The sequence below is a fragment of the Staphylococcus sp. HMSC059F04 genome (assembly GCF_001812565.1).
GTDB classification, from domain to species: domain Bacteria; phylum Bacillota; class Bacilli; order Staphylococcales; family Staphylococcaceae; genus Staphylococcus; species Staphylococcus lugdunensis.
Window position 1 is genome coordinate 79,171 of sequence record NZ_KV809472.1, and the last position, 24,155, is coordinate 103,325.

Annotated in this window: 25 protein-coding genes; 24 read left to right on the plus strand and 1 reads right to left on the minus strand. The window is 35.2% G+C overall.

Translation table 11 applies throughout. The features are described from left to right. Position 1: 1 nt before the first annotated feature. The 3 genes from rsgA to HMPREF2864_RS08445 are packed head-to-tail and all read left to right on the plus strand — an operon-like array spanning position 2 to position 2,169. The gene (gene rsgA, locus HMPREF2864_RS08435) at positions 2 to 877 is read left to right on the plus strand and encodes a ribosome small subunit-dependent GTPase A (protein ID WP_070545149.1); all 876 of its coding nucleotides are present in this window, start codon (positions 2 to 4) and stop codon (positions 875 to 877) included. Beyond that, on the plus strand, positions 877 to 1,521 hold the full coding sequence (gene rpe, locus HMPREF2864_RS08440) for a ribulose-phosphate 3-epimerase (protein WP_002459326.1): 645 nt from the start codon (positions 877 to 879) through the stop codon (positions 1,519 to 1,521). The genes rsgA and rpe overlap by 1 nt, the downstream gene beginning before the upstream one ends. Before the next feature lie 6 nt (positions 1,522 to 1,527). After that, the gene (locus HMPREF2864_RS08445; protein WP_002478305.1) at positions 1,528 to 2,169 is read left to right on the plus strand and encodes a thiamine diphosphokinase; all 642 of its coding nucleotides are present in this window, start codon (positions 1,528 to 1,530) and stop codon (positions 2,167 to 2,169) included. Between the two features lie 125 nt (positions 2,170 to 2,294). Here the strand turns inward: HMPREF2864_RS08445 and rpmB are convergent, their stop codons facing one another. Further along, positions 2,295 to 2,483 (minus strand): 50S ribosomal protein L28, encoded by a 189-nt coding sequence (gene rpmB / locus HMPREF2864_RS08450; protein WP_002459324.1) that lies wholly within the window; start codon positions 2,481 to 2,483, stop codon positions 2,295 to 2,297. A gap of 388 nt (positions 2,484 to 2,871) precedes the next feature. Between rpmB and HMPREF2864_RS08455 the strand changes: the two genes are divergently transcribed. The 21 genes from HMPREF2864_RS08455 (at position 2,872) to rplS (ending at position 24,125) form a co-directional block, all read left to right on the plus strand. Next, on the plus strand, positions 2,872 to 3,246 hold the full coding sequence (locus tag HMPREF2864_RS08455; protein ID WP_002459323.1) for an Asp23/Gls24 family envelope stress response protein: 375 nt from the start codon (positions 2,872 to 2,874) through the stop codon (positions 3,244 to 3,246). 13 nt (positions 3,247 to 3,259) lie between these two features. Then, positions 3,260 to 4,915, plus strand: a complete 1,656-nt coding sequence (fakA, locus tag HMPREF2864_RS08460) for a fatty acid kinase catalytic subunit FakA (RefSeq protein WP_002478304.1) — start codon at positions 3,260 to 3,262, stop codon at positions 4,913 to 4,915. 276 nt (positions 4,916 to 5,191) lie between these two features. Continuing rightward, positions 5,192 to 7,237: an ATP-dependent DNA helicase RecG gene (gene recG / locus HMPREF2864_RS08465; RefSeq protein WP_070545147.1), complete on the plus strand. Its 2,046-nt coding sequence runs from the start codon at positions 5,192 to 5,194 to the stop codon at positions 7,235 to 7,237. Positions 7,238 to 7,351: 114 nt separating this feature from the next. Continuing rightward, positions 7,352 to 7,921, plus strand: a complete 570-nt coding sequence (gene fapR, locus HMPREF2864_RS08470; RefSeq protein WP_002492927.1) for a transcription factor FapR — start codon at positions 7,352 to 7,354, stop codon at positions 7,919 to 7,921. Further along, the gene (gene plsX / locus HMPREF2864_RS08475) at positions 7,914 to 8,900 is read left to right on the plus strand and encodes a phosphate acyltransferase PlsX (RefSeq protein ID WP_002478302.1); all 987 of its coding nucleotides are present in this window, start codon (positions 7,914 to 7,916) and stop codon (positions 8,898 to 8,900) included. The genes fapR and plsX overlap by 8 nt, the downstream gene beginning before the upstream one ends. Further along, positions 8,893 to 9,819, plus strand: a complete 927-nt coding sequence (gene fabD / locus HMPREF2864_RS08480) for an ACP S-malonyltransferase (RefSeq protein WP_070545145.1) — start codon at positions 8,893 to 8,895, stop codon at positions 9,817 to 9,819. Before plsX ends, fabD begins: the two co-directional genes overlap by 8 nt. After that, positions 9,812 to 10,546, plus strand: a complete 735-nt coding sequence (fabG, locus tag HMPREF2864_RS08485; protein ID WP_070545142.1) for a 3-oxoacyl-[acyl-carrier-protein] reductase — start codon at positions 9,812 to 9,814, stop codon at positions 10,544 to 10,546. Before fabD ends, fabG begins: the two co-directional genes overlap by 8 nt. Positions 10,547 to 10,728: 182 nt before the next feature. Beyond that, positions 10,729 to 10,962 (plus strand): acyl carrier protein, encoded by a 234-nt coding sequence (locus HMPREF2864_RS08490; protein ID WP_001830184.1) that lies wholly within the window; start codon positions 10,729 to 10,731, stop codon positions 10,960 to 10,962. A gap of 142 nt (positions 10,963 to 11,104) precedes the next feature. Then, positions 11,105 to 11,812, plus strand: coding sequence for a ribonuclease III (gene rnc / locus HMPREF2864_RS08495; RefSeq protein WP_207754609.1), 708 nt, complete (start codon positions 11,105 to 11,107; stop codon positions 11,810 to 11,812). 85 nt (positions 11,813 to 11,897) lie between these two features. After that, positions 11,898 to 15,467 (plus strand): chromosome segregation protein SMC, encoded by a 3,570-nt coding sequence (gene smc, locus HMPREF2864_RS08500; protein ID WP_070545140.1) that lies wholly within the window; start codon positions 11,898 to 11,900, stop codon positions 15,465 to 15,467. Continuing rightward, positions 15,464 to 16,687 carry a signal recognition particle-docking protein FtsY gene (ftsY, locus tag HMPREF2864_RS08505; RefSeq protein WP_002459314.1) on the plus strand — a complete coding sequence of 408 codons (1,224 nt, stop codon included), beginning with the start codon at positions 15,464 to 15,466 and terminating at the stop codon, positions 16,685 to 16,687. Before smc ends, ftsY begins: the two co-directional genes overlap by 4 nt. Then, positions 16,680 to 17,012, plus strand: a complete 333-nt coding sequence (locus HMPREF2864_RS08510) for a putative DNA-binding protein (RefSeq protein WP_002459313.1) — start codon at positions 16,680 to 16,682, stop codon at positions 17,010 to 17,012. Before ftsY ends, HMPREF2864_RS08510 begins: the two co-directional genes overlap by 8 nt. Positions 17,013 to 17,029: 17 nt before the next feature. Further along, entirely contained in the window at positions 17,030 to 18,397 is a 1,368-nt protein-coding gene (ffh, locus tag HMPREF2864_RS08515) for a signal recognition particle protein (protein WP_002459312.1), read from the plus strand. 303 nt (positions 18,398 to 18,700) lie between these two features. Next, positions 18,701 to 20,077, plus strand: a complete 1,377-nt coding sequence (locus HMPREF2864_RS08520) for an AMP-binding protein (protein ID WP_070545138.1) — start codon at positions 18,701 to 18,703, stop codon at positions 20,075 to 20,077. Next, positions 20,074 to 21,219 (plus strand): acetyl-CoA C-acyltransferase, encoded by a 1,146-nt coding sequence (locus tag HMPREF2864_RS08525; protein WP_002459310.1) that lies wholly within the window; start codon positions 20,074 to 20,076, stop codon positions 21,217 to 21,219. The genes HMPREF2864_RS08520 and HMPREF2864_RS08525 overlap by 4 nt, the downstream gene beginning before the upstream one ends. Further along, positions 21,188 to 21,562 (plus strand): hypothetical protein, encoded by a 375-nt coding sequence (locus HMPREF2864_RS08530; RefSeq protein ID WP_002459309.1) that lies wholly within the window; start codon positions 21,188 to 21,190, stop codon positions 21,560 to 21,562. Before HMPREF2864_RS08525 ends, HMPREF2864_RS08530 begins: the two co-directional genes overlap by 32 nt. Next, positions 21,552 to 21,812: a hypothetical protein gene (locus HMPREF2864_RS08535; protein ID WP_002459308.1), complete on the plus strand. Its 261-nt coding sequence runs from the start codon at positions 21,552 to 21,554 to the stop codon at positions 21,810 to 21,812. The genes HMPREF2864_RS08530 and HMPREF2864_RS08535 overlap by 11 nt, the downstream gene beginning before the upstream one ends. Before the next feature lie 214 nt (positions 21,813 to 22,026). Next, positions 22,027 to 22,302, plus strand: coding sequence for a 30S ribosomal protein S16 (gene rpsP, locus HMPREF2864_RS08540; protein ID WP_002459307.1), 276 nt, complete (start codon positions 22,027 to 22,029; stop codon positions 22,300 to 22,302). Between the two features lie 129 nt (positions 22,303 to 22,431). Then, complete coding sequence (rimM, locus tag HMPREF2864_RS08545; RefSeq protein ID WP_070545137.1) at positions 22,432 to 22,932, plus strand: ribosome maturation factor RimM; 501 nt, start codon at positions 22,432 to 22,434, stop codon at positions 22,930 to 22,932. Beyond that, entirely contained in the window at positions 22,932 to 23,669 is a 738-nt protein-coding gene (gene trmD, locus HMPREF2864_RS08550) for a tRNA (guanosine(37)-N1)-methyltransferase TrmD (RefSeq protein WP_002459305.1), read from the plus strand. The genes rimM and trmD overlap by 1 nt, the downstream gene beginning before the upstream one ends. A gap of 105 nt (positions 23,670 to 23,774) precedes the next feature. Beyond that, entirely contained in the window at positions 23,775 to 24,125 is a 351-nt protein-coding gene (gene rplS, locus HMPREF2864_RS08555) for a 50S ribosomal protein L19 (protein ID WP_002459304.1), read from the plus strand. Positions 24,126 to 24,155 lie beyond the last annotated feature (30 nt).

The following is a 24,155-nucleotide window of genomic DNA, read 5'->3' on the forward strand; positions in this document are numbered from 1 at the left end:
TTTGAAAACAGGACGCATCGTTAAATTAATAAGTGGCGTGTATCAAGTAGATGTCAATGGTGATCGGTTTAATACTAAGCCACGCGGATTATTTAGAAAAAATAAATTTTCACCAGTAGTTGGAGATATTGTAGATTTTGAAGTACAAAATAACACGGCAGGTTATATTCAGCATGTTCGAGAGCGTAAAAATGCTTTAAAACGTCCGCCAGTTAGCAATATTGATGGTTTAGTTATCGTGATGAGTGCCGTAGAACCGCAATTTTCAACACAATTGTTAGACCGTTTTATCGTTATTGCACATTCTTATCAACTTCATCCATCTATTTTAGTAACAAAAAGAGATTTAGCAAATTCTCAACAAATTAAAGATATTGAAGAAGTATTAAACATATATAAACAAATAGGTTATATGACTCAATTTGTTGGTATAGATGATGATAAAGCAACAATGATGCAACAATGGCCATCAGGATTAATCGTATTGAGTGGTCAGTCTGGCGTTGGAAAAACAACGTTTATCAATCACTATCGCCCCGATTTACAATTAACCACAAATCATATCTCAAAATCTTTAAATCGCGGTAAACATACAACACGACATGTTGAATTATTTGATCGTAATCAAGGATATATTGCCGATACACCAGGATTTAGTGCTTTAGATTTTAATCATATTGAGAAAGATGAAATCAAACATTATTTTGTAGAATTTAATCAGTATGGTGAACATTGTAAGTTTAGAAATTGTAATCACATTAATGAACCCCAATGCCAAGTAAAAGCTGCACTATCAGAAGGCAAGATTGCACAATTTAGATATGATCATTATTTACAACTTTATAATGAAATTGCAGACAGAAAGGTAAGATACTAGTGAAAAAATTATATCCATCGTTATTATCAGCTGATTTCAGCCAATTAAATCAAGAACTTCACAAACTAGAACAAGCAGGCGTTGATGGTCTTCACTTTGACGTGATGGATGGTCAATTTGTGCCTAACATATCGGTTGGATTTCCAGTATTAGAGGCTGTGAGACGTGAGACTACTTTACCAATTGACGTACATCTGATGATTGCGCAACCTGAACGTTATATAGAACAATTTGCTCAAGCTGGGGCCGATTTTATTTCTGTTCATGTTGAAGCAACGCCACATATTCATCGTGCACTTGAACTCATCAAGTTACAAAATATTAAAGCTGGCGTTGTAATTAACCCAGGTACACCAGTAGAACTGATAAAACCGGTGTTAAGTATTGTTGACTATGTCTTAGTGATGACAGTAAACCCGGGATTTGGTGGACAACAATTCATTCAAAGTTGTGTTGCAAAAGTTCAACAATTGGCAGAACTTAAAGCAATCAATTCCTATGATTTTGATATTGAAGTCGATGGTGGCATTAATGATCAAACAATTAAACTGTGTGCTGAAGCTGGTGCATCAATGTTTGTCGCTGGTTCTTACTTCTTTAAACATCATGACTATGCAGTTGTAACTCAAGATTTGAAAGGTTGAGACGTCATGAAAATCAATTTGCTTTGTGCGGATAGACATTTACCTATAGGTGTATTAGAACAGTATCGTAATGAAGCGTGGGCAGGTATTGACCGTGGTGCACTTATATTGGTCGAACATGGAATAAACCCAGTTTATTCGGTTGGAGATTTTGATTCAGTTAGCGAGCATGAGCGACAACAATTAATTGAAAAATTAGATATTCATCCTGTTAAAGCAGAGAAAGATGATACGGATTTAGCTTTGGGAGTGGAGCAAGCTGTAGCACATGGTTATACGGATATTTTTATCTATGGCGCTACGGGTGGACGTTTAGATCATTTTATGGGAGCACTTCAGATATTACTTAAAAAACATTATCGTCGCCACGGAATTGCTATTAAAATGGTTGATGCCCAAAATGTCATTCAATTGTTGGAAATGGGACGACACAAAATAGCTAAAGATGAACATTTCCCTTATATTTCATTTATACCTGTCAACGGTGAAGTCGTACTTTCATTAGAAGGCTTTAAATACAATTTAGAACGACGACAATTAGAAATTGGTTCGACTTTAACAATTTCAAATGAAATTAATCATCCATATGCATGGATCGACATACATCAAGGACAAGTATTGCAAATAAGAAGTCGCGATAATGATTAACATAAGAGTAAACATAAAAGGAGCACATCGGCTTAAAACGATGTGCTCCTTTATGACTAGATAATCAAACTAGTGAATTAACATGGTCACCACATATGATCATGTTAATGTGTGCATTATATTTATTAAACTCTAGTAACTTTACCAGATTTTAAAGCACGTGCAGAAACCCAAACTTTTTTAGGTTTTCCGTCTACAAGGATTCTAACTTTTTGAAGGTTAGCGTTCCATCTGCGTTTGTTCGCATTTAAAGCGTGTGAACGATGATTACCTGTTGATGCTTTACGACCAGTTACGTAACATTGTTTACCCATCAAAGTACCTCCTTTAATAAATATAAATACACTTAGATACTTATATACTTGAATAAGATACCATAATCACACTATATAAGCAAGAAAATTTCGTTTGATTTTCATTATTATCTATCGTTTACAAATTTTTGTGATATAATTGTTAGCTGTGGAGTTATATAGTATGATACTTTTAAAGATAAGTTAAAGTATAGTGAATGTGAGGACATAGCTAAAGCAAATAGCAAAGTTCCAAAATGAATAAGTAAATAAGATGAATCGGTCAGAGTTTGTCGACCAAGTTAAATTCAAGTTGAAAGAGATGTAATGGCTTGTCATAAGACAATGTTTAGCCATCATCTCAGCATGCGTCATTTTATATTTAACCAATAATCAGGAGGACTTTAAGATGACATTAGAAATTTCAAACGAATATGGCAAAATTGATATTTCAAATGAAGTAATAGCATCTGTGGTCGGTAGTAAAGCCGTAGAAAGTTATGGAATTGTAGGCATGGCTTCCAGACAGCAAGTGCGCGATGGAATTGCTGAAATATTAGGTCATGAAAATTACGCTAAAGGCATTGTAGTTCATGAAAACAATGGTATTTTAGATGTTGATATGTATATCATTGTTAGCTATGGTGTGAAAATTTCTGAAGTAGCTAATAATGTTCAATCTACAGTGAAATATACATTAGAGCAAGCACTTAATGTAAAGGTAAATTCAATTAATATATTTGTACAAGGTGTACGAGTGAATACTAAGGGCAAGAAGGTTTAGGAGGACAATCATAATGATTAGCGAAATAAATGGTAAATTATTTGCCGATATGATTATACAAGGGGCACAAAATTTATCTAATAATGCAGATTTGGTAGATTCATTAAACGTTTATCCTGTACCCGATGGTGATACAGGCACAAATATGAATCTGACGATAACGTCTGGAAGAGAAGAAGTTGAAAATAATCTTTCTCAAAATATTGGAGAATTGGGCAAAACGTTTTCTAAAGGTTTATTGATGGGTGCACGAGGAAACTCAGGCGTTATTTTGTCTCAATTATTCAGAGGTTTTTGTAAAAATATCGAAGATGCTAAAGTCATAGATGCACAACAATTTGCAGCTAGTTTTCAAGCGGGGGTAGATACAGCTTATAAAGCAGTGATGAAGCCGGTTGAAGGGACAATTTTAACTGTAGCTAAAGATGCTGCTAAGGGTGCTGTAGCAAAAGCGGAAGAGACTAGTGATATTATTGAAATTATGACACATACAATTGAAGAAGCTAAAAAATCATTGGATAACACTCCTAATTTATTAGCAGTACTAAAAGAGGTTGGTGTTGTTGACAGCGGTGGCAAAGGTTTACTATGTGTTTATGAAGGCTTTTTAAAAGGACTTAAAGGTGAGCAAGTTGAAGCTCAAGCACCTAAATTAGATACAGAAACATTTGTCAATGAGGAACATGATTTCCATGGTGTAATTAATACAGAAGATATTATTTATGGTTACTGCACAGAAATGATGGTGCGCTTTGGCAAAGACAAAAAGCCGTTCGATGAACAAGAATTTAGAAGTGATATGAGTAAATTCGGCGATTCGTTACTTGTCATTAACGATGATGAAATTGTAAAAGTTCATGTACATACCGAAACGCCAGGTGACGTTTTTAACTATGGACAACAGTATGGTGAATTAATCAAGCTAAAAGTAGAGAACATGCGTGAGCAACATCGAGAAGTAATTCGCAAAGAAGCTAGTGGGAATCAAAAGAAACAAGATAAGCACGAAACAGTTGAAACAGCAATTATTACTATTTCTATGGGTGAAGGCATTTCAGAATTATTTAAATCGATGGGTGCAACACACATTATTAGCGGTGGACAAACGATGAATCCATCAACAGAAGATATTGTTAAAGTAATCGAACAGTCACAATGTAAACGTGCTATTATTTTGCCAAATAATAAAAATATTCTAATGGCTAGTGAACAAGCAGCAAGTATCGTTGATGCTGAGGCAATCGTAATTCCAACCAAATCCATTCCTCAAGGCATCGCAGCTTTATTCCAATATGATGAAGGCTCGTCATTAGAAGATAATAAGGCGCACATGGAAACGGCACTTGAAACTATTCAGTCTGGTTCTTTAACGTTTGCAGTTCGAGACACTAAAATTGATGGTGTTGAAATTAAAAAAGATGAATTTATGGGCTTAGCAGAAGATAAGATTGTGATTAGTGATGCCGATGAATTTGCTGCATTACAAGGCTTATTAAAGCAATTGCTAACAGATGATAGCGAAATTTTAACGGTTATAACTGGGAAAGATGCAACACAAGCCGTAACAGATGAACTTTCGGAATGGCTTGAGGAAAGTTATCCAGACTTAGAGGTTGAACTCCATGATGGTGGTCAACCAATATACAACTATTTATTATCAGTTGAGTAGTCTGTAACCATCTGTTCTCAATTGCAGATATGTGAAGATAATTTATTAGTGAACGGTTGACAATTTAAATGATATATAGTGAGATTTGTATTATTTGTACGATGTGTATCCATAAGTCAACTCATATGATGAGAGTGTTACAGAATTTTTATCTGTGCGCTCTCTTTCTATTTTAAAACATAAGATGGTAACATAAGTGTAGTGAATAATATGAAAAATAAACGAATCGAATATAAATAAAGCTTGTCATAATTTAGATATAATAAGGTGATTGATATGACTAAGGTAAATTTAATAGAGAGCCCGTATCCATTGTCGCATATAAAAGGACTAGGCCCTAAACGTATAGCAATATTAAATGAACTAAATATATATTCAGTTGGTGACTTAGTGTTGTATTTACCTACACGCTATGAAGACAATACAGTAGTTGATTTATCGACGGCTGAAGATCAAACGATGGTAACAGTTGAGGGTGAAGTTTATTCAATGCCAACCGTTGCATTTTTTGGACGTAATAAATCAAAATTAACGATACATTTAATGATTAACAATATTGCTGTTAAATGTGTGTTTTTCAATCAACCTTATTTAAAAAATAAAATCGCCTTAAATCAACGAGTTACGGTTAAAGGGAAATGGAATCGTGCTAAGCAAGAAATAAATGGTAACCGTATGTTCTTTAATCAGTCTAGCAGTAAACAGGACGAACTCGAACCCATTTATCGTATTAAAGATGGGATTAAACAAAAAAATATGCGGGATATGATACGCGAAGCGCTTCGTGATGTGACAATTCATGAATGGCTTTCTGAGGATCTAAAAGCAAAATATAAGCTAGAATCTCTCGAATCAACAATCAAAATTTTACACCACCCAAAAGATAAGGCTGCGTTATTGCGTGCAAGACGTACATATGCCTTTACGGAATTGTTCATGTTTGAGTTGCGCATGCAGTGGTTGAACCGATTAGAAAAGGCCGCAGATAATGCAATAGAAATTAATTATGATTTAAGGCAAGTTAAAGACTTTATAGATGTGTTGCCTTTTGATTTAACAGATGCACAAAAACAAAGTGTGAATGAAATATTTAGAGATTTAAAAGCACCTATTCGAATGCATCGTTTATTGCAAGGTGATGTAGGATCAGGAAAGACAGTAGTTGCTGCGATTTGTATGTATGCATTAAAAACAGCTGGATATCAGTCTGCACTTATGGTGCCAACGGAAATTTTAGCTGAGCAACATGCAGAAAGCTTAGTTAAACTTTTTGGTGAACGTATGAATGTTGCACTGTTAACTGGTTCGGTTAAAGGTAAGAAACGTCAGCTGTTATTAGAGCAATTAGCACAAGGTACGATTGACTGTGTAATTGGTACACACGCTCTGATTCAAGAAGATGTTCAGTTTAATAACATAGGATTAGTAATCACTGATGAACAACACCGTTTTGGTGTTAATCAACGACAATTACTGAGAGAAAAAGGTGCAATGACTAATGTCTTATTTATGACTGCAACACCTATTCCAAGAACACTAGCTATATCTGTTTTTGGAGAGATGGACGTATCCTCTATTAAACAGTTGCCTAAAGGACGAAAGCCTATTAAAACAAGCTGGGCGAAACACGAGCAATACGAACAAGTATTACATCAAATGACTTCAGAGTTACAAAAAGGTCGCCAAGCTTATGTGATTTGTCCGTTGATTGAGAGTTCTGAACATCTCGAAGATGTGCAAAATGTTGTTGCTATTTATGAATCGCTGCAGCACTATTATGGAGCTAAACGTGTCGGACTATTACACGGGAAATTATCAACAGAAGATAAAGACGACGTAATGAATCAATTTAGTTGTCATCAAATAGATATACTAGTATCAACAACCGTCGTTGAAGTAGGCGTGAATGTCCCAAATGCGACATTTATGATGATTTATGATGCCGATCGTTTTGGATTGTCGACATTACATCAATTGCGTGGTCGTGTGGGTCGTAGTGAACATCAAAGTTATTGCGTATTAATCGCTTCCCCAAAGACTGAAACTGGTATTGAACGCATGACGATAATGACACAGACGAATGATGGATTTGAGCTAAGTGAACGTGATTTAGAAATGCGAGGTCCAGGTGACTTTTTCGGTGTCAAACAAAGTGGTTTACCTGACTTCATGGTTGCCAATGTAGTTGAAGACTATCGCATGCTAGAAGTTGCCCGAGATGAGGCATCTGAATTAATACAATCCGGTGAATTTTTTACAGCAACATATCATCATTTACGCAGCTTTATAGAAAACCATTTGTTGCATACAAGTTTTGACTAATGACATATGCAAATTTTAAGCTCAACTTAGGTTATTTGTTGAGCTTTTTAAATATAAAATGTTATGATATGTGAAGATGTTTAAGACTTGGTACTAAATAAAAGGGGGGATGGCATGAAATTGAAAAAAAATGAACGACGCATCGCCATTCAACAAGCGATTGAGCATAACCCTTTTATCACTGATCATGAACTTTGTGAGCAATTCAGCGTCAGTATACAGACGATACGACTAGATCGTACACATCTCAAAATTCCAGAGTTGCGCAAGCGAATTAAATTGGTTGCAGAACAAAATTATCAACATTTACAATCACTAGAAGCAAACGAAATATTTGGTGATATCATTAAGATGAATCCCAATATCGAGGCAGAATCAATCATTCATATTGCCTCAGATTCTGTCTTTTCAAAGAATAATATCGCACGAGGACATATTTTATTTGCGCAAGCGAATTCATTATGTGTTGCTTTAATTCATAAACCGACTGTATTAACATCTGAAAGTAATGTAACGTTTGTCGAGAAAGTGAAATTAAATGATACGGTAAGAGCACGCGCTAAAGTGGTAAAGCATAGTGAAAACTATTATCATATTGATGTTACATCATATGTTAAAGAAATATTAGTTTTTAAAGGTCATTTTAAAATGTTCTATATAAGCGAGGATGAATATAATGGTTAAAATTGCAATTGATATGATGGGTGGCGACGATGCACCTGGTATTGTTTTAGAAGCAGTTGATCAAGCAATTAAAGATTTCAAAGATTTAGAAATCATTCTATTTGGGGATAAGCAACAATATACACTCAATCATGAACGTATAGAATTTAGGCATTGTACGGAAAAAATTGAAATGGAAGATGAGCCTGTAAGAGCAATTAAACGAAAAAAAGATAGCTCTATGGTCCGCATGGCTGAAGCAGTGAAAAATGGCGAAGCAGATGGTTGTGTTTCTGCTGGTAATACAGGTGCTTTAATGTCAGCGGGATTATTTATTGTTGGACGTATTAAAGGTGTTGCAAGACCAGCACTTGTTGTTACTTTGCCAACAATAAATGGTAAAGGATTTGTGTTCTTGGATGTAGGCGCGAATGCTGATGCTAAACCAGAACATTTATTGCAATATGCACAATTAGGTAATATTTATGCACAAAAAATACGCGGTATTGCTGAACCTAAAGTATCATTATTGAATATTGGTACAGAAGCAGCTAAAGGCAATACCCTAACGAAAAAATCTTATACATTATTACAAGATGATGGTAGTTTTAATTTTACTGGTAATATTGAGGCTAAGACGTTGATGGATGGCACGACAGATGTTGTTGTTACCGATGGTTATACCGGAAACATGGTATTAAAAAATATTGAAGGTACAGCAAAGTCAATTGGCAAGATGTTAAAAGAAACATTATTAAGTAGCTTTAAAAATAAATTAGCTGCTTTAGTGTTAAAGAAAGATTTAGCTCATTTTGCTAAAAAAATGGATTATGCCGAATACGGTGGTTCAGTGCTATTAGGCCTTGATGGTACGGTAGTCAAAGCACATGGAGGATCAAATGCTAGAGCATTTTACTCTGCAATTAGACAAGCAAAAATTGCAGGGGAACAACATATTGTGCAAACAATGCGAGAAACGGTAGGTGCAAACGATGAGTAAAACAGCAATAATTTTTCCAGGTCAAGGTGCGCAAAAAGTTGGTATGGCTGAAGATTTATATCAACATAATGAAGCTGCAACGAAGATACTTAATCAATCCCAAGAAGTGATGGATTTTGATTTATTCGAAACCATGTTTACAGACCAAGAACAAAAATTAAGTCAAACAGAATATACGCAACCCGCGCTTGTTGCGCATAGTATTGCATTACTGCATGCATTAGAACATATTGATGCAGATTATACGTTAGGACATAGCCTAGGCGAATATGCTAGTTTAGTGGCAGCCGGCGTACTTGACTTTGAGGATGCTGTAAAAATTGTGCGCAAACGTGGTCTATTAATGGCTCAAGCTTTTCCTAATGGTGTAGGTAGCATGGCAGCTGTCTTGGGGTTAGGCTATGAAGAGGTAAACCACATATGCCAAACCTTATCTACACAAGATGAAATCATCGAACCAGCAAACATTAATTGTCCAGGACAAATTGTAGTATCTGGCCATAAAACTTTAATAGATAAGCTTGTAGAAGAAGGAAAAGCTTTAGGAGCAAAACGCGTAATGCCTTTAGCTGTTTCTGGACCATTTCATTCTTCAATGATGCAGGTCATTGAAGATGCATTTTCTACATATATTGATCGATTTGAATGGCAGAATGCCAAATTCCCAGTAGTACAAAATGTGAATGCACTGGGTGAGACAGATGCACAAGTGATTAAAGAAAATATGGTTAAGCAATTATATTCACCAGTACAATTTATTCAATCTATTGAATGGTTGCTTGCACAAGGTGTCGATCATTTTATTGAAATAGGACCAGGAAAAGTACTATCAGGGTTAATCAAAAAAATTAACCGAGATGTTAAACTAACGTCAATTCAAACTATAGAAGATGTGAAAGGATGGAATCAAAATGGCTAAAAGTGCATTAGTTACAGGTGCTTCTCGCGGAATTGGACGAAGCATTGCATTACAATTAGCAAGTGAAGGTTACAATGTTGCAGTAAATTATGCTGGCAATAAAGAAAAAGCAGAGGAAGTCGTATCCGAAATAAAAGAACTTGGTGTGGATGCTTTTGCGATACAAGCAAATGTAGCAAATGGTGATGAAGTAAAAGCGATGATAAAAGAAGTTGTAGCACAATTTGGCGCGATTAATGTGCTTGTTAATAATGCTGGTATTACAAGAGATAATTTATTAATGCGTATGAAAGAACAAGAATGGGATGATGTGATTGATACCAACTTAAAAGGTACATTCAATTGTATTCAAAAAGTGACGCCACAAATGTTGCGTCAACGCAGTGGTGCAATTATCAATTTATCTAGTGTTGTTGGAGCAGTAGGAAATCCAGGACAAGCGAATTATGTTGCTACTAAAGCAGGTGTGATCGGCTTGACTAAATCTGCTGCACGTGAGCTTGCTTCACGAGGCATTACTGTTAATGCAGTAGCCCCAGGATTTATTGTGTCAGATATGACCGACGCACTTAACGATGATCTTAAAGAACAAATGCTACAACAAATACCATTAGCTAGATTTGGTCAAGATACTGATATCGCTAATACTGTCGCCTTTTTAGCATCAGATAAAGCTAAATATATTACAGGTCAAACCATTCATGTTAACGGCGGCATGTATATGTAAAGTATATATCGCATGTTCATTTAAAATATTTACGTCATGCTAAGTAGAATAACCAGATTTAACTATGTCTAAATTTCAAGCAGCATTTTAAAATTACCATAAAACTTTAGCTTGTATTTTGGCTTTTAAAATGGGAAAATGTAATAGTCTATGAATGGACTTTTTAAAGGAGGTGAATCGACGTGGAAAACTTCGACAAAGTAAAGGATATCATCGTTGACCGTTTAGGTGTAGATGCTGATAAAGTAACAGAAGACGCATCTTTTAAAGATGATTTAGGCGCTGACTCACTTGATATCGCTGAATTAGTAATGGAATTAGAAGACGAATTTGGTACTGAAATTCCAGATGAAGAAGCAGAAAAAATCAACACTGTTGGTGATGCTGTTAAATATATTAACAGTCTTGAAAAATAATAAAATGACATCTGGGTCGTCGAGGAGATGGCTCAGATTTTTTCTTTAGTTTTTAATTTAATTCACTTAAAATAGGGAGTGAAGTGTTTTATTATACACTGAATTAGGAGGTATCTGTGTGGCTAACGTAAAAAAAGATGAGATGATTAAAGATTTCAGACAACGGTTTGAACAAAAGATGAATGAATTAGGTATCCATTTTGATAATATAAAATTGTACCAACAAGCGTTTTCTCACTCTAGCTTTATTAATGATTTTAATATGAATCGTTTGGAGCATAATGAACGATTAGAATTTTTAGGAGATGCGGTATTAGAAGTGACGGTTTCACGTTATTTATTTGATAAACATCCGAACTTACCGGAAGGCAATTTGACAAAAATGCGTGCAACAATTGTATGTGAGCCCTCACTTGTAATATTTGCTAATAAAATTCAATTAAACCAATTAATATTATTAGGTAAAGGAGAAGAAAAAACGGGTGGTCGCACACGCCCTTCACTTATTTCTGATGCCTTTGAAGCATTTGTCGGTGCACTTTATTTGGATCAAGGATTAGGAGCTGTTTGGCATTTTGCTGAAAAAGTAATTTTCCCTTATGTAGAAGATGATGAACTTATTGGAGTTGTAGATTTTAAAACGCAGTTCCAGGAATTTGTTCATAGTCAAAATAAAGGGGATGTGATGTATCGTCTTGTTAAAGAAGAAGGGCCAGCACATCACCGTTTGTTTACATCTGAAGTGATATTAGAACAACAAGCGATAGCACATGGTCAAGGAAAGACTAAAAAAGAATCAGAACAAAAAGCAGCTGAACGCGCATATCATATTATGCGACAACATAAATAATGGCATTTCGACAATGTTTAAAATAAGCTGTTAACAAGCTTTATGTTTATAACTTAACAACGAGGTAAAGATTGAGGAGATTAACATGGTTTATTTAAAATCAATAGATGCCATTGGCTTTAAATCATTTGCAGAACATACAAATGTACAGTTTGATAAAGGCGTCACTGCTATCGTAGGGCCAAATGGAAGCGGTAAGAGTAATATTACCGATGCGATTAAATGGGTGTTGGGTGAACAATCAGCCAAATCTTTACGTGGTTCTAAAATGGAAGATATTATTTTTTCTGGTGCAGAACATCGTAAGGCACAAAATTTTGCTGAAGTAAAACTACATTTGGATAATGCCAAAAAAGATTTGCAAATAGATGCAGATGAAGTCGTTGTCACTCGACGTTTATATCGCAGTGGTGAAAGTGAATATTTTTTAAATAATGAGCGTGCTAGATTAAAGGATATTGTAGATTTATTTTTAGATTCTGGGTTAGGTAAAGATGCTTTTAGCATTATTTCACAAGGTCGAGTTGATGAAATTTTAAACGCGAAACCAATAGATCGTCGTCAAATTCTTGAAGAATCTGCAGGTGTATTAAAGTATAAAAAGCGTAAGGCAGAGTCAGTTCAGAAACTTGATCAAACTGAAGATAACCTCACACGTGTGGAAGATATTCTATATGATTTAGAGGGACGCGTTGAGCCTTTAAAAGAAGAAGCTGCCATCGCAAAAGAATATTTGCAATTGACGAAAGAAATGAAAGAAAGCGATGTCATCGTTACTGTTTATGATATCGATACTTACACTGAAGACAATGAGCAGTTGGATGGACGCTTGAACGAGCTAAAAAGTCAACAAGCTCAAAAGGAAAGCAGTCAAGCACAAGTAAAACAACAATTACAAAAATATAAAGGTACTCGTCAACATATAGACAATCAACTGGAACAGTTAAATAAAGATTTAGTACAGACAACTGAAGATTATGAAAAATTTTCTGGTCAATTGAATGTACTTGAAGAGCGCAAAAAGAATCAGTCGGCTACCAATGCCCGTTATGAAGAAGAACAGGACAATTTGCAACAACAATTAGACAAGCTAAAGATAGAAGAACAGCAAGCAAAGGAACAACTTGAAACACTAAAAAAGAAACAAAAAGAGTTAAATTCAATAATTCAAACGTTAGAGAGTCAGTTATATTCTTCGGATGAACAACATGATGAAAAATTAGAGAACATCAAAAACGACTACTACGCTTTGATGTCTGAACAATCAGATGTCAACAATGATATTCGCTTTTTAGAACATACAATTAGTGAAAATGAAGCTAAAAAATCACGTCTTGATTCACGATTACTAGAAGCGTTTAACCAATTAAAAGAAATACAAAATGATGTGGCAGAAACTACAAAAGCATATAAGCAAGCTAAATCAAAGTTAACCCATGCTGAAAATGAAATTAAACGCCTTGAGCAACAAATGACCCAAGCTAAAAAACGTCAAACAGAACAAGAAAATCAATTATATCAAGCCTATCGTTATACAGATAAGTTAAAGTCAAGAATTGATAGTTTAGCTATTCAAGAAGAGGATTATACTTATTTCTTTAATGGGGTCAAACATGTGCTAAAAGCGAAAGATAAAGCATTAGATGGAATCCATGGTGCTGTAGCCGAAGTTATCCAAGTACCTTCGCAATTAACTCAAGCGATAGAAACGGCTCTAGGTGCTTCACTTCAACATATTATTGTGACATCTGAACAAGATGGGCGTCATGCAATTCAATATTTGAAGCAACGTAACTTAGGACGTGCAACGTTTTTACCGCTGAATGTGATACAACCTCGCCGAGTTGCGCAAGAAATTAAACAAACTGCACAACAAGCAGAAGGGTTTGTGAATATTGCTGCAGATGCGGTTAATGTTCATGCATCATATCGCAATATTGTTGAGAATTTATTAGGAAACACGATTATTATTGATAATTTAAAACACGCGAATGATTTGGCTCGTCAAATTCATTATCGGACGCGTATTGTGACGTTAGAGGGAGATATTGTTAACCCAGGCGGCTCTATGACTGGTGGAGGCGCTCGTAAAACGAAAAGCATATTGACCCAAAAAGATGAATTAAGTCAAATGCGTGCACAACTACAAGAATATGAAAGACAAACTCAACAATTTGAACAAGCGTTACAACAACAGAAATCGCAAACTGAACAGTTAGGTAATCAATATTTAGAAGTAAGTCAACAGTTTAATCAATTCAAAGCGCAAGTACACAATTACGAATTATCATTAGACCGCTTAACAACACAAGAACAACATTTAAAAGACGAACATGAAGAATTTGAGTTTGAGAAAAATGATGGCTACCGAAGTGAAAATAGTCGTCAAACCTTAGTAGAGAAACAACAGCGTTTACAGACAATACAAACAAAGTTAACTCAATTAGAAAATGACATTGAGCATTATACGCAATTAACAAAAGAAGATAAGGCATCAACGACTCAAACACAGCAAACATTGAACCAAAAACGTTCAGATCTTGCAGTTATCAAAGAGCGAATTCAAACGCAACGTGATGCTTTAGAACGTCTCACACAGCAACAAGCACAAACAACAAAAGAAATGACCAATGTTGCTGACAAAATTAAATTATTTAATTCAGATGAGATGATGGGGCAAGAAGTATTTGATAAATTACAAGCTCAAATCAACGATAAGCAACAAGAAAGAACCATATTAAACGATAAATTAACGGAACTTAAAGAACAGCGACAATTATTAAATAATAATATTGAAGACAGCGAACAGCAATTACAAAGCTATCATCAAGATATTTTATCAATAGAGAGTTATTACCAAGATATTAAAGCAAAGCAATCTAAACTTGATGTGCTGATTAATCACGCAATTGAACACCTTAATGAACAGTATCAATTGACTGTTGAGCGTGCACGTGATTTATATAAAGCTGAAGCGCCGATTGAGTCATTGCGTAAAAAGGTTAAACTTACAAAAATGTCTATCGATGAACTAGGACATGTCAATATCAATGCAATTGAACAATTTGAGGAACTCAATGAACGCTATACCTTTTTAAATGAGCAGCGTACCGATTTAAGAGAAGCTAAAGAAACACTGGAACAAATTATTTCAGAAATGGATCAAGAGGTTGCAGGACGCTTTAAGGCAACATTCCATCAAGTGCAAACACATTTTACAAACGTCTTTAAATCGCTATTTGGTGGTGGGCATGCTAAGTTAGAATTGACCGAAGATGATTATTTAGCAGCAGGTGTAGATATTATTGTGCAACCGCCAGGTAAGAATTTACAACATCTATCTTTACTTAGTGGTGGTGAACGCGCATTAAGTGCGATTGCTTTACTCTTTGCAATATTGAAAGTTCGTTCTGCACCTTTTGTTATTTTAGATGAGGTTGAAGCAGCGCTTGATGAAGCTAATGTTATTCGCTATGCCCGGTATTTAAATGAATTATCTAATGAAACGCAGTTTATCGTTATTACACATCGTAAAGGTACGATGGAATATGCTGATAGACTATACGGTGTTACGATGCAAGAATCTGGGGTATCGAATTTAGTTAGCGTAAATTTAAACACTATAGATGAAGTAATGAAGGAGGAACTAGAATGAGTTTTTTTAAAAAATTAAAAGATAAGTTTTCTAGTAAGCCTAATGATGATAAAGAAAGAGATTTAACAGATATAAGTGATGAGGAACAACAACTCTCATCAGATACATCGGCCGATAGTCCAGCTGATTCAGAACCAGCTAAAAAGAAACCGAGAAAATTGAGCGAAGCTGATTTTGATGAAGATGGCTTAATATCAATTGAAGACTTTGAAGAAATTGAGGCACAAAAAATTGGTGCTAAATTTAAAGCTGGTCTTGAAAAGTCACGACAAAATTTCCAAGAACAATTAAATAATCTTATAGCACGCTATCGTAAAGTAGATGAAGATTTCTTTGAAGCTTTAGAAGAAATGCTAATCACTGCTGACGTTGGTTTCAATACGGTAATGCAGTTAACTGATGAATTGCGTACGGAAGCACAACGACGTAATATTCAAGACACAGCTGATTTAAGAGAAGTAATTGTTGAAAAAATTGTCGAAATTTATCATCAAGAGGATGACCAATCAGAAGTGATGAATCTCGAAGATGGTCGCTTGAATGTTATTTTAATGGTTGGTGTTAATGGTGTTGGTAAAACAACAACTATTGGTAAATTAGCATATCGTTATAAAATGGAAGGCAAAAAAGTAATGCTCGCTGCTGGAGATACATTTAGAGCCGGCGCTATTCAACAACTTAAAGTATGGGGAGAGCGTGTTGGCGTTGATGTTGTAAGCCAAAGTGAAGGTTCAGACCCTGCAGCTGTCATGTATGATGCTATTAATGCAGCGAAAAATAAAGGCGTGGATATTTTAATTTGTGATACGGCTGGACGTTTACAAAACAAAGCGAACTTGATGCAAGAATTAGATAAAATGAAACGTGTTATTGGTAGAGCTGTGCCAGGTGCACCGCATGAAGCATTACTATGTCTGGATGCTACGACAGGACAAAATGCGTTATCACAAGCCCGTTCATTCAAAGAAGTTACAAATGTATCAGGTATTGTGCTTACGAAACTTGATGGTACTGCTAAAGGTGGTATCGTCTTAGCCATTAGAAATGAATTGCATATTCCAGTAAAATACGTGGGTCTAGGTGAACAACTTGACGATTTACAACCTTTCAATCCTGAAAGCTATGTATATGGTTTATTTGCCGATATGATTGAACAAAATGAAGAAATACCTGAGCAACAACAAGAAACAGCAGCTAATGAGGGAAATAACCATGAGTGATTATGATTTAGTCAAAACGTTACGCATGAATTATTTATTTGATTTCTATCAAGCATTATTAACCAAAAAACAACGCAATTACTTGGAACTCTTCTATTTACAAGATTTTTCATTAAGCGAAATTGCGGATACATTTGAAGTGAGCAGGCAAGCAGTTTATGATAATATAAGAAGAACTGGTGATCTAGTAGAAGATTATGAGCAGAAGCTTAAACTATATGAAAAATTTGAACAACGACGTCAACTATACTATCAAATGAAGCAAGTCATACATCAACCAGATAAAGTAAAAGACTATATTGAACAATTAGAAGAACTAGAATAAATAAGGAGGGCAATATCATGGCATTCGAAGGATTGTCCGAGCGATTGCAAGCCACGATGCAAAAAATGCGTGGTAAAGGAAAAGTAACAGAAGCTGATATTAAAACAATGATGCGTGAAGTACGACTCGCATTGTTAGAAGCAGATGTTAACTTTAAGGTTGTAAAACAATTTATTAATACTGTGTCAGAACGCGCATTAGGCTCAGATGTCATGCAGTCATTAACGCCTGGTCAACAGGTAATAAAAATAGTCCAAGATGAGTTAACACAGCTCATGGGTGGTGAAAATACGACGATTAAAATGGCAAACAAACCACCAACTGTAGTGATGATGGTAGGTTTACAAGGTGCAGGTAAAACAACTACTGCTGGTAAATTAGCCCTTTTAATGCGTAAAAAATACAATAAAAAGCCAATGCTTGTAGCAGGAGACATTTATCGTCCAGCTGCTATAGATCAGTTACAAACAGTGGGTAAACAACTAGATGTTCCAGTATACAGTGAAGGTGATCAAGTTAAGCCACAACAAATTGTTGAAAATGCTTTAAAACATGCCAAAGAGGAACATTTAGATTTTGTCATTATCGATACAGCTGGTCGTTTGCATATCGATGAAGCATTAATGAATGAATTACAAGAAGTTAAAGCGATTTCTAAACCAGATGAAGTCATGTTAGTTGTCGATGCAATGACAGGTCAAGATGCAGTTAATGTAGCACAATCATTTGATGAACAGCTAGATGTAACTGGTGTGACATTAACAAAGTTAGATGGGGACACACGCGGTGGTGCAGCGTTATCTATTCGTTCAGTGACACAAAAACCAATTAAATTTGTCGGTATGAGTGAAAAAATGGATGGACTAGAGCTGTTCCATCCTGAACGTATGGCTTCACGTATTTTAGGTATGGGTGATGTTCTAAGTTTAATAGAAAAAGCGCAGCAAGATGTTGATCAAGAAAAAGCGAAAGATTTAGAGAAAAAAATGCGTGATTCCTCATTTACGTTAGAGGATTTCTTAGACCAATTAGATCAGGTGAAAAACTTAGGACCGCTAGATGATATTATGAAAATGATTCCTGGTATGAACAAGATGAAAGGTATGAATAAGTTAAATATGGACGATAAGCAAATTGACCATATTAAAGCAATTATTCAATCCATGACGCCAATGGAAAGAGCAAATCCTGCAACGTTAAACGTATCACGTAAAAAGCGAATTGCCAAAGGTTCTGGACGTTCATTACAAGAGGTCAATCGTTTAATGAAACAATTTAATGATATGAAGAAAATGATGAAACAATTTACTGGTGGTGGCAAGGGTAAAAAGGGTAAACGTAGCCAAATGCAAAATATGCTAAAAGGTATGAATTTACCATTTTAAACCCATTAAAATCAGTCTGGAAATAAATAATTGTTAACAAGTTGAAGCAGGCAATTTCTATTAATTTTCAATAGAAATTGCCTGCTTCTTTTTTATATTAACCGCTATTAAAACAATGTTCAGTGCTTTTAACTACTATCATAGGAGCATAAAGACGATTTTTAATTTCAAATCATTTTATGCGCTTATTTTGGAATTATGTCCCCATTTGTAATCTTAGTATGTTTTTTTAGCCAAAAAGTAATAGCATCATGTATAATTGTAAACACGAAATTATTTATAGTTAACAATATGGTGATGATAATGATTGAAACAATGACAAAAATAACGCAATATAGTAAAACACAACCTCATAATCGTGCATTAATCATAAATAATAATCATTTAACATATAAAGAACTTAATCATAAAATAATACAAGCATGTGGTGAGATGCCTTACTCGATACATAATAAAAGAGTAGGCTTAATGCACCCATCGTCAATGGTGAGAATAGTACATTATTTTATGGTGCATCAACTTGGAGGTATTCCAGTAATGATGAATTCGCAATGGCATCAGTCTATGGTTGCTGATGTAACAACTCAATGTCATATTCATATGATTATTGATGCTTCAGGCTATCATAAAACGGAATACTATGATGATGATACGTTAATACAACAGCCTAATCAGTTATTGCACATTGGTTTTACTTCAGGGACAACAGGGTTACCAAAAGCTTATTACAGAAATGAACCTTCTTGGATAGCGTCTTATAAAATGAACGAAACACTCATCAGTCAAAATCATGATGTTTTAGTGGCACCTGGGCCAATAGAGCACTCATTAACACTTTACACATGTATGTATGCACTTTATAGTGGGCGTACTTTTAGCGGGCAAGATGATTTTGATGCTAAGCAATTAATTCAATCACTTGAATCCACAAATCAGGCAACAATGGCCTTATTTGTTGTACCTACCATGTTGTCGACAATCCTTACTTATGACTTGTCGCATATTTCAATAGGCACGATATTGAGCAGTGGCGCAAAATTATCTACATCACTTTATCGTCGTATTCAAGATATAATGCCATCGGTTCATGTTGTAGAATTCTTTGGTACTTCTGAAGCAAGTTTTATCAGTTATAACTATAACCGTCATGCGCCATTAGATTCGGTTGGAAAGATATGTGAAAGTGTTGATATAAAGTTGACACACATAGATAAACAAGGCATTGGTATGTTATCCATTAATAGTAAAATGGCTTTCAGTGGCTATATAGATCATACAAACTACAATCATATTGATTGGCTAGAGACGGGAGATTTTGCTTATGTGGATAAACAAGGCTTTCTCTATTTGATGAGTCGGCACAATGAACGTTTAATCATTGGTGGTAACAATATTTATCCGGCACGTATTGAACAGCTGTTACATAATCATCCGGATATAGATGAAGCAATCATCATTGGTAGACCGCATGCTAAATTTGGTGAAGTAGCAGTTTTGCTTTATACGGGAGAGGTTGCATTAACTTACCAAGACATTCGACAGTATTTAATTTCAAAAGTGACAAGATATGAAATACCTTCAATCGTACAACGTGTTAAAGAAATGACTTATACAGAAAGCGGTAAAATAGCACGGCATATGATGCAAGAAAAATACATAAAAGGGGAATTATCGACATGAGAGAAGCCGTTATTGTTGCAGCCAAACGCACAGCATTTGGTAAGTATGCGGGTCAACTTAAACATTTAGAACCAGAACAATTATTACTTCCACTATTTCAATTTTATCAGAATAAATATCCCAATATATGTGGTCATATTCAGGATGTTATCATTGGTAATACAGTAGGGAATGGAGGTAATGTGGCACGTAAATCATTGTTGACGGCAAATTTAGAATACGGCATACCTGGTTTAACATTGGATCGCCAATGTGGTTCGGGGTTGGAAAGTGTCATTTATGCATGTCGGATGATTCAATGTGGTGCAGGGTCAGTATATCTAGCTGGTGGCGTTGAAAGTACAAGTCGTGCGCCTTGGAAAATTAAAAGACCTCAATCAGTTTATGATACTAACTTACCTCAATTTTATGAGCGTGCTTCTTTTGCACCTGATAATCAAGATGTTTCAATGATTCAAGCGGCTGAAAATGTAGCGCAACATTATCATATAAGCCGTGATGAACAAGATGAATTTGCTTTTCGTAGTCATCAGAAGACTGCATCCTTTTATCAAAACGGTAAAATTAAGAAAGAGATTGTTCCGATTCACTCAAAAGGACAAACTTTTGCGCAAGATGAAAGTTTAAAACCACGATTAACACCGGCTAAATTTAGTCGGTTTAAGCCACTTTTGCCAGGAGGAACGGTAACTGTAGGAAATAGTTGTATGAAAAATGATGGTGCAGCTTTGATATTGGTCTTAGAGAAACAACTCGCAAAACGATTTGGATTTAACGAAGGACTCGTCTTTAAGCAAGCTGTAACAAAAGGGGTTGATCCAACCTTACTAGGCATTGGACCAGTTGCTGCTGTCCAACAATTATTATCACAAACGCCTTTTTCTATAAATGATATTGATACATTTGAAATTAATGAGGCATTTAGTTCACAGGTATTAGCTTGTCAGCAACAATTACATATACCTGTAGATAAACTCAATATTTGGGGAGGTGCGATAGCGACTGGTCATCCATACGCAGCGAGTGGTGCAGCGCTAATAACACGCTTATTTAATATGGAAGATAAGATGACGAGCATTGCTACAATGGGCATTGGAGGAGGAATGGGTAATGCGGCCCTCTTACAACGAGAACACTTTTAAAACCATTCAATTTATTGAAGCGGATGTACGTGCATATTGCGCTTTATTCCAACAACAATATACCGGCAAAGTACCTGTATTGATGTGTGCACAACTATGGCCTCATTTTGATTTATTTAGCCAGTTTCTTAACGATAAAATCATATTAACTGAAACTCGTGTGGCTAAAAATAAAGAGTTAATTGTCGATCAGTCATACCATGCACATTTAACGTGTATATCACAACGTCAAATCAAGAATATTACAAAATATCAGTTTTGTTTACAGCTTATTATACAAGAAGAGGTATGTGTTGAAATTGAGCAAACCTTTATTAAAGAAGGTGGTAGCGGTGCAGTTTGATTCAAAGATGGTACACACATATTTAAGGCTTGTTCATGATAAAAATCCATTACACTCACATATTGTGCCAGGACAACTTGTTTGTGAATATATTTTTCAAAATTATCAACTGACATGGTCTTCCTTTAAAGTAAAATATCAACGACCTATTCAGATTAATGAAAAATTATATATACAAAAAGAACAGCAATCGGTAAAAGTATTCAATCAGCAACACGAACTAAAATTAATCATTTATAATAGACTTTAATAAGCGATGGCATTGAGATAATATTATCTTCAAATTTAACAGATGATTTAAGCTTTATGATAACAACACTTTTAATAGCACATTGGTCAAAAAAGTGAGATACATTTACAGAGTTAAAATTGGTAAAGAAAAAACTCTTTACAAAGTATAACAGACCTGTTAATATTTATTCTTGTAGAAAATAAATATTGAAATTTAAAGGAGCGTTTTATCAATGGCAGTTAAAATTCGTTTAACACGTTTAGGTTCTAAAAGAAATCCATTTTATCGTATCGTAGTAGCAGATGCACGTGCACCACGTGATGGACGTATTATCGAACAAATCGGTACTTACAATCCAGCACATGTTAATGCACCAGAAGTTAAAATCGATGAAGAATTAGCATTAAAATGGTTAAAAGATGGTGCAAAACCAACAGATACAGTTCATAATATTTTATCAAAAGAAGGTATTATGAAAAAATTTGACGAACAAAAACACGCTAAATAATTAGCTTGTACTATAATTGCTGAATTTTATAAAGGCCGGGACAAACATAACTGTCTCGGCCTATTTTAAAAAGGTAAAAGTATATAGTTAGCGGCATTCATAACTTTAATGACCGAGGGAGCGAAGATAATGCAAGTTGAAGTTGGACAGATTGTAAATACGCATGGTATTAAGGGCGAAGTAAAAGTAAAATCTCATTCTGATTTTACAGATACGCGTTTTCAACCAGGAGAAGTATTAACCTTAAAGCACAATAACGACAATGTTGAGTTAACAGTGACATCATATCGTATTCATAAAGGCTTCCACATGCTAAAATTTGAAGGATTTGATAATATCAATGATGTTGAATCATTTAAAGGTGACTATTTGTATCAAGAGCGAGATCATGAAGGCATTGAATTAGCAGAGCATGAATTTTATTATTCTGACATCATAGGATGTACGGTTTTTAATGGAGAAATACCTATTGGGCGTGTCATAAATATTATTGAAACCGGTGCGAATGATGTCTGGGTAGTAAAAGGCGATAAGGAATATATGATTCCTTATATTGCTGATGTAGTTAAAGATGTTGATATTGAAAATAAAACGATTATGATCACACCGTTAGAAGGGTTGTTAGATTAATGAAAATTGATTATTTAACGTTATTTCCCGAAATGTTTGAAGGCGTGCTTAACCATTCGATTTTAAAACGTGCACAGGATAAAGGGATCATCAATGTGAATACAATTAATTTTAGAGATTATGCAGTCAATAAACATAATCAAGTTGATGACTACCCTTTTGGTGGTGGGCAAGGTATGGTGCTGAAGCCAGAACCTGTGTTCAATGCAATGAAAGATATTCAGCATAATGATGAGACACGTGTTATCCTGATGTGTCCTCAAGGGCGTCCATTTACACAAAAGATTGCGCAAGAACTAAGCTCGACTGAGCATATTGTCTTTATTTGTGGTCATTACGAAGGATATGATGAACGTATTCGAGAACATCTTGTTACAGATGAAATTTCTATGGGTGATTATGTCTTAACAGGTGGTGAGCTACCAGCTATGACTATGACGGACGCTATTGTGCGCTTAATTCCTGGTGTCCTTGGTAACCAACAATCTCATCAAGACGACTCGTTTTCAGATGGCTTACTAGAATTCCCGCAATACACGCGTCCAAGAGAATTTCAAGGTATGACTGTCCCCGACGTATTATTATCAGGAAATCATGCACACATTGAAAAATGGAGACACAAACAAAAACTTATACGCACATATCTTAAGCGTCCGGATTTATTAATGGCTTATCCTCTAAGTGAACAAGATAAAGAAATAATAGAAAGCTTTAAAAAGCAATTGAAAAAAGGCTGACCATGTGCTAACATAGTTTAAGTGTGAAAAGACACTAAAAATCACTATGATCCGCTGCTATACTTTTGTCTAGGCAAGAACATAGGTTGAAGGAGAGAAATTATAATGAGTAATCATAAGTTAATTGAAGCAGTAACAAAATCACAATTACGTACAGATTTACCTTCATTCCGTACAGGTGACACTTTACGTGTACACGTACGTATTATTGAAGGTTCACGTGAACGTATCCAAGTTTTCGAAGGTGTTGTAATTAAACGCCGTGGTGGAGGAATTTCTGAAACATTTACAGTTCGTAAAATTTCTTCAGGTGTTGGTGTGGAACGTACTTTCCCATTACACACGCCAAAAATCGAAAAAATCGAAGTTAAACGTCGTGGTAAAGTTCGTCGTGCTAAATTATACTACTTACGTAATTTACGTGGTAAAGCTGCTAGAATCCAAGAAATTCGTTAATCAGCATATCGAAGGTAATGATAAGACAAG